Source organism: Bacillus sp. 05T31 (genome assembly GCF_056396725.1).
The window spans coordinates 1-6,972 of the sequence record NZ_JBFTMA010000181.1 but is presented as its reverse complement, the minus strand read 5'-3'; the positions used below and the strand labels follow the sequence as shown (position 1 = coordinate 6,972).

The following is a 6,972-nucleotide window of genomic DNA, read 5'->3' as shown; positions in this document are numbered from 1 at the left end:
TGTGCAACACGCTCTTTCGCTTCAGCTGGAATAGGGTATTCTGGATTTTCAGGCATATCACCAAAAGTTTGCATTACTTCTACTTTCGCATCTAACGCCTCTTTATAAAGTTGTACAGCTTCTTGCCCACTACCATCTAAAACTAAGTACGGATTAATACCTAAAATCATACGGACACCTCTTTTTTTAATTTATGAAATCGAACTTGTGTTCGTTTTTATAATATCATCGTTTTACATTTCATTCAACTATTTACTTCCCTATTTTCAAAATTATTTTGAAGGAAGCTCCATTTCTTGTTTTCTAAGTTCAATACGGCGAATTTTTCCGGAAATCGTTTTTGGTAGTTCATCTACAAATTCAATTTTGCGAGGGTATTTATATGGTGCAGTCAATTCTTTGACGTGTTGTTGGAGCACTGGAATTAATGTTTCTTCGTTCTTGTCTATATTCTCTCTTAATACGATAAATGCCTTCACGACACTTCCGCGAATTTCATCAGGGCTTGCGACAACCGCACATTCTCTTACATATGGATGTTTTACAAGYGCATCTTCGACTTCAAACGGTCCGATTGTATAACCAGAGCTAATAATAATATCATCACCGCGACCTTCAAACCAAAAATAGCCTTCTTCATCTTTTTTCGCTTTATCACCGGTAATATAATAATCACCGCGGAATTGCATCGCTGTGCGCTCATCGTCTTTATAATATTGTTTAAAGAGTGCTGGTGTTTCAATGTGAACTGCAATATCACCAACTTCTCCTACCTGTACAGGAGTTCCTTCTTCATTTACGATATCAACATGRTTTCCTGGCGTCGGTTTTCCCATTGATCCTGGTCTAATGTCCATCCCTTTCATTATYCCAACRAGYARTGTRTTTTCCGTTTGCCCATARCCGTCTCTTACYGTAATATCAAAATGCCTTTGGAACGTTTCAATAACTTCCCTGTTTAACGGCTCACCAGCTGATACAGCGCTATGTAACGCTTCTAAATTGTACTCACTTAAATTTTCTACCTTTGCCATTAATCTATACTCAGTCGGCGTACAACAAAGCACATTCACCTTATTATCGCCTAATAAATTTAAATACGTTTTTGGTTCAAACTTACCATTRTATACAAATCCTGTTGCACCTGAACCGAGAGTCGCTACAAACGGGCTCCAAATCCATTTTTGCCAACCTGGACTAGCCGTTGCCCATACAACATCTTCTTCTTCGATTCCGAGCCAGTTCGGGGCGCTTGTACGTAAATGAGCGTATGCCCATGCATGCGTATGAACAACTCCTTTTGGATTTCCTGTCGTCCCTGACGTATAAGATAAAAAGACCATATCTTCTTTATCCGTCTTCGCCATTTCTAACGTATCACTTTCCGTTTCTAATGCTGTTTTTAAATTCGTCCATCCATCTACTGAACGCTCGCTCAAAACGAATTTTTGAAGAGATTCCACCGCTTCTACGCCGTCGAATTGTCCAATATACGGTTCGTAACTTACRATWGCYTTCACTTCTCCGTGCCCAATACGGTACTCAATATCTTTTTTACGCAACATTTCTGAGCTTGGAATAACGACAAATCCTGCTTTAATCGCAGCAATATATGTCATGTAAGCTTCAATTAAGCGCGGCATCATAATAAGGAGCTTGTCCCCTTTTTGTAAGCCACTTTTTATAAAAGCGTTTCCAATTCTATTCGCACCTTGCATTAGTTCAAAATATGTAATCTCTCGTCTATTCCCTTTATCATCTTGCCAAATTAAAGCAAGCTTCTCTTTATCATTCGTATATTTCTCTATTTCCGAAACTAAATTATAAGACGGTGGCGCCAACAATTCCTCTCTCTTCATATAACATCCTCCTTTATTTCTATGCCTCTCTTATATAATAAAGAATTTTCAGTAAATTTTGAACCCTCTTCTTTTGACAATTTTTTTATATTTATGTCGAAATGACGTATGGATTTATAGCGACGATGTTTTTAACATATCTATTTACCGGCAAATAACGACGAAAACGCCAAAAAGAAAGAGCGGGAAAACCCGCTCTTTCTAAGCCATCGTATATGGGATTATTTTTGGTAACCGCCTAATTGTTGCTCAGCTAGTGAAACTAGACGTTTCGTAATTTCGCCACCAACAGATCCGTTAGCGCGAGATGTTGCATCAGCTCCAAGTTGAACACCAAACTCTTGAGCGATTTCGTATTTCATTTGGTCTAATGCTGATTCAGCACCAGGAACCGCTAATTTATTTGTGCTTCGTGTCATGTTATATCACCTCCTTGTGAGTATAGAGTGTGATAAACAACATGACTTCATGCACATTTGAATGTGGTAATTTATGGGTTTAGAAAAGTTCTTCGAATTTTTCTTCTTCAGCCACTACTTCTACTGTTTGTAATACCATTGTTTCTTTGTTCGCTACAGCATCTTCAATTAACGGCGCGAAATCGTACTTCGCTTCAAAACGATTTGCTTTCTCACGCTTCGGTTTCGTCGATGGACTTGCTGGTGTAAATACTGTACAGCAGTCTTCATATGGACGAATTGAAATATCATACGTTCCAATTTCTTTTGCAATTTTAATAATTTCTAATTTATCCATCGTAATAAGCGGACGAATAACTGGATAGTTTGTCACTTCGTTAATCGTATGCATACTATCTAATGTTTGGCTCGCTACTTGTCCAAGACTTTCACCAGTCGTAATTGCAAGTGCATTACGCTCCTCTGCAATACGCTCTGTAATACGCATCATCATACGACGCATAACTGTCATAGAATAGCTAGATGGAATTTCTTTATTAATCGTTTTTTGCACTTCAGTAAATGGAACAAGRTGAAGTGTTACACGTTTACAGTATTTCGTTAACTCTTGTGCTAAATCGATTACTTTTTGTTTCGCGCGCTCGCTTGTGAAAGGTGGACTATGGAAGTGAACTGCTTCCACAGATACGCCGCGTTTCATCGTTAAGTAAGTTGCTACCGGGCTATCGATACCACCAGAAAGAAGTACCATTACTTTTCCGCCAACGCCAACTGGTAAACCGCCAGCTCCCATGTGCTCACCACACATAATATAGCTGTAACCACTGCGAATTTCTATACGTACATTCACATCTGGATTATGAACATCTACTGTGATATCCTCTGTATTTTCTAAAATGTGCCCACCGATTTCTGGAAGTAACTCCATCGTCTTCATTGGGAAGCGCTTATCAGAACGGTGCACTGTAATTTTAAATGTTTTTACATCACCTTTTACTTGTAAGAAAGCTGCTAATGCACCTTTTTTAATATCTTCTAATTCTGATGGTACTTTCATTGCTAAGTTAAACTTATGAATACCAAATACATCTTTCAATCTTTCAGAAATTGCTTCATGGTCTTCACCATTTAACTGAATGTACATACGATCATGTGTTGCATCAATTTTAATGTTTGGGAATTTTTTTAATTTGAATTTCACATTATCTTTTAACGTACTTACAAACTTAGAACGGTTCTTTCCTTTTGTCGTCATCTCTCCATAACGAACTAAAATATATTCATATGTCATCATATTTCTTTACCTCATCACTTCATATAATTTTGGCATCGTCTCTTTAACAATACCTTCAAATTGTTTTACTTCTTCCATCGTGTTGTCTGGTGCTAGACTAATGCGAATCGCACTTGTAGCTGCGGCGTGCGGTACTCCCATTGCCACTAGTACTCTGCTCACTTCATTTGCTTTTGAAGAACAAGCAGACTTCGTCGATACATATACACCATGCTCTTCTAAAGCATGAACGACTACTTCTGGTTTTAAACCGACAAATGATACATTTAAAATGTGCGGTGCCGCATATTCAAGTGATGTATTAATCGTTACAGTTTCCATCTCTTTAAAGAAACGGACCAGCTCTGTTTGTAAATTTTGCAAATGAACTATCTTTTCTTTCACTTGTTCCATCGTCATACGAAGTGCTTTTACCATCGCTACAATACCAGGTAAATTTTCTGTACCTGAACGATACTTGAGCTCTTGTTGACCACCTGATAAGATTGGATCTAATCTTACACCATCACGTACGTAAAGAAGACCTGTCCCCTTTACGCTATGAAATTTATGTCCAGATATTGAACAAAGGTCAATATGAGAAGCGTATAAATCAAGTGGTACTTTTCCTATCCCTTGTACATGGTCCACGTGGAATCTTATTTTCGGATAGTTCGTTAATAATGTTCCAATTTCAGCAACGGGCTGAGTCGCTCCAGTCTCGTTGTTCACGTGAATAATTGACACAAGAATCGTATCTTCACGAAGTGCTCGTTTTAGATCTTCTACCGATACAACACCGTGCTCGTTAACCGGTAAATACGTTACATCAAAACCGAGATCTTCTAATTGTTTATATGCTTCAAACACAGACGCGTGTTCAATATTTGTTGTAATGATATGTTTGCCGCGCGAACGATTCCTCATCGCTATCCCTTTAATCGCAAGGTTATTCCCTTCCGTTCCACCTGATGTGAAAATAATTTCAGAAGGTTTAACGTGAAGGAGCTGTGCCGCAATCGTTCTCGATTGTGTTAATAGACGCTCTGCCTCTCCTCCAAGCGAGTGAATAGAAGAAGGATTACCAAAATATTTCCCTGCAACCGTTACGTACGATTGAAGCACTTCTGGATATGGCTTCGTCGTCGCACTATTATCAAAATAGATCATCGTTCTTCCCCTTTCAGCGCTATCACATCATATAATCATATCACAAATACGTGTAATTACGCTAAGACTACTCAAAGGTTCCGTTTTTATATAAAAGTGTACATTTCCCCCGGCCATTTGCAGGCATACTGAGTGGTGAAGATTAATAATCAGTGGTGGATGAAACCCCATCACTTATGGTTTCACTTTATCCCGCTATTTGTGGGCAGTAAGACTCCCACCTCAAAATTCAGCTGGAGCAAAGAAGTTAGGTGGGAAATCCACTGCCCGTAAATGCCCGATTGGTGAAGGCTAATAATCAGTGGGGGGATGGCCCCCTCCCAATGATTAAAGTTTCACTTTATTTTGAAACGAACAACCTTACTGTATTCCGCTATTCATTATAGCAACATCGACTTCAAAATTACACAAAAAAACAAACCCTTTATTAAAGGGTTTGCTCATTGTCTACATATTCAGCTATTTTTTGAACAACACCAGGTTCAAGTTGCTCTAATATAGAAGCCGCTTGTTCTAAAGCTGCATCGTATTGATATTCACGGAATAATTTCTCCGCATAATTTAAGCTTTCTCCAAGATTCTCATCATGACTGCGGTATCGGTTACCGTATTGAATTAGTTTTTCAACTAAATAAGCTTGTCCAATTAATTCTTCTGTCATTTCAGATACACCATTCACAACTGTGTATGCTTCTTCTAAACTACTATTTACAGTATTCATATTTAACGGCTTTACTTCTAATTGCTCATATACAGCTTGCATCGCCATTTGCCCTTTTTGTAAATCTTCCATAATACTCTCTGGAAGACCTGGTAAATTCGACTTCTGCATAAAACGTTTCGTCTCAAAAATTGTATTTCGCATTTCTTGTAACTTCTCACGTGCTTCAAATTCTTCTTTGCGCATCGTTTGCAGCATTTCTTTATATTCTGCATGAAGTACTTTTAAAGTCTCACATTGCTCATAAACCTCTTCTAGTTCCTCACGAATAATAGAGAATGCAATATCTTGTTCAGCAACGCGTATTTGTAACACTTCAAAACGTTTCATTAAAATATGCATTTGCTTTTCAATTACTTTTTGTGACTCAATATCTTTGTCTTGTAATTGATAACTTTGTTTCACAAGTTGTGTTTCTATTTTCGTTTCAATTGTTTCTGTACGAATTTCTTCTAAATCTTCATAAACAGACAGTGTTTTTTGCTCCACATAATGTTTCGCATGCACTTCTTGTTCAAGTTGATCATAAAAACTGTCTAAACGAGTTTTTAAGTTCTCCACTTTTTCTGCGGCTTCTGTTATATGAAGTTCCTGTATATCCATTAAACATGTGTGTAGTTGTGTCGTCATATCGCGGATTTCTTTAGGGATTTCCAAATACTCTAATACATAGCCTTGTCTTATCATATCATCATGGCCTTGTAATAAATCTTCCAGCTGAACTGGTAATGTCGCTTGACACTCTACCAATAAATCCGGAATTTGATGAATAACGATTTCTAAACTTGCTAAACCTTCTTCTAAACTAATAACAATTTCTCTCGCTTTTAAATAATCACCATTATCTGTTGCCTCTTCAAAAGTTTTGAACTTCTCGGATTCAACATCTAACATCTCTTCAATTTTTTGCTCAGCTGCTCCATACATGTGTCGATGAGCAAGAACGCTCTTTTTCATACTACGATATGTATCACGTAACCCTTCAATTTCCGCGCTATTTTTCTCATGGCTTTCTAACAGTTGCTGTAATTCATTTAAAATGTCTGTAATACGATTATCAGCGTCATCTAAACCACCTATGGATTCTTTCATCGCATGCTTTGCTTTGCGGAAGGAGAATTGCGAGGCGAATTTTCGCGCTTGCCCTAAATCTTTTTCAGCTTTCGGAAGAGTTGTTGATACAATTTCATCCCACTCTTCACGCCATTTACCAAACAGCTCTTCTGTTTGACCTGTCATATTTAAATCTTTTACCCGCTTTAGTTCATCTGCCACAGGTTTATCTTTTATCTCTTGTTTCCACTGCTCCAGTGCTTCAATATCTTTATATGAACGATTTCTTATCACAAGCTCTATCATGAGCAGCACTAGAATAGAGCTTACTACAATGATAACGATCGTCAGGATAGAATCCATGCAAAAAAGCCTCCTAGTTATATCTCTTTTTTTGTCCGTTCCGTTTATGAAATGGAAGGCATTATGTATAAAAAGGGAATTCCCCTATATTTAACAACTAACAATGTTCTAATC

At 37.8% G+C, this 6,972-nt stretch carries 6 protein-coding genes; all 6 read right to left on the bottom strand.

The features are described from left to right. The coding region (locus AC1DJR_RS13285; RefSeq protein WP_477002787.1) for a VOC family protein at nucleotides 1-170 on the bottom strand (170 nt) is incomplete at its 3' end. Nucleotides 171-272: 102 nt separating this feature from the next. Continuing rightward, nucleotides 273-1,859, bottom strand: a complete 1,587-nt coding sequence (mbcS, locus tag AC1DJR_RS13280) for an acyl-CoA synthetase MbcS (RefSeq protein WP_429688033.1) — start codon at nucleotides 1,857-1,859, stop codon at nucleotides 273-275. 221 nt (nucleotides 1,860-2,080) lie between these two features. Next, nucleotides 2,081-2,278 (bottom strand): alpha/beta-type small acid-soluble spore protein, encoded by a 198-nt coding sequence (locus tag AC1DJR_RS13275; RefSeq protein ID WP_060750624.1) that lies wholly within the window; start codon nucleotides 2,276-2,278, stop codon nucleotides 2,081-2,083. A gap of 79 nt (nucleotides 2,279-2,357) precedes the next feature. Next, nucleotides 2,358-3,572, bottom strand: coding sequence for a tRNA uracil 4-sulfurtransferase ThiI (thiI, locus tag AC1DJR_RS13270; RefSeq protein ID WP_429688032.1), 1,215 nt, complete (start codon nucleotides 3,570-3,572; stop codon nucleotides 2,358-2,360). Nucleotides 3,573-3,578: 6 nt separating this feature from the next. Further along, nucleotides 3,579-4,721 carry a cysteine desulfurase family protein gene (locus AC1DJR_RS13265; protein WP_429688031.1) on the bottom strand — a complete coding sequence of 381 codons (1,143 nt, stop codon included), beginning with the start codon at nucleotides 4,719-4,721 and terminating at the stop codon, nucleotides 3,579-3,581. A 427-nt stretch (nucleotides 4,722-5,148) separates the two neighbouring features. Further along, nucleotides 5,149-6,858 (bottom strand): septation ring formation regulator EzrA, encoded by a 1,710-nt coding sequence (gene ezrA, locus AC1DJR_RS13260; protein WP_429688030.1) that lies wholly within the window; start codon nucleotides 6,856-6,858, stop codon nucleotides 5,149-5,151. Nucleotides 6,859-6,972: the final 114 nt, after the last annotated feature.

What these genes read in the sequence shown, in the direction of transcription:
- AC1DJR_RS13275 (WP_060750624.1), bottom strand. Translation starts at nt 2,278, where the DNA reads ATGACACGAAGCACAAATAAATTAGCGGTTCCTGGTGCTGAATCAGCA.
- AC1DJR_RS13265 (WP_429688031.1), bottom strand. Translation starts at nt 4,721, where the DNA reads ATGATCTATTTTGATAATAGTGCGACGACGAAGCCATATCCAGAAGTG.
- ezrA (WP_429688030.1), bottom strand. Translation starts at nt 6,858, where the DNA reads ATGGATTCTATCCTGACGATCGTTATCATTGTAGTAAGCTCTATTCTA.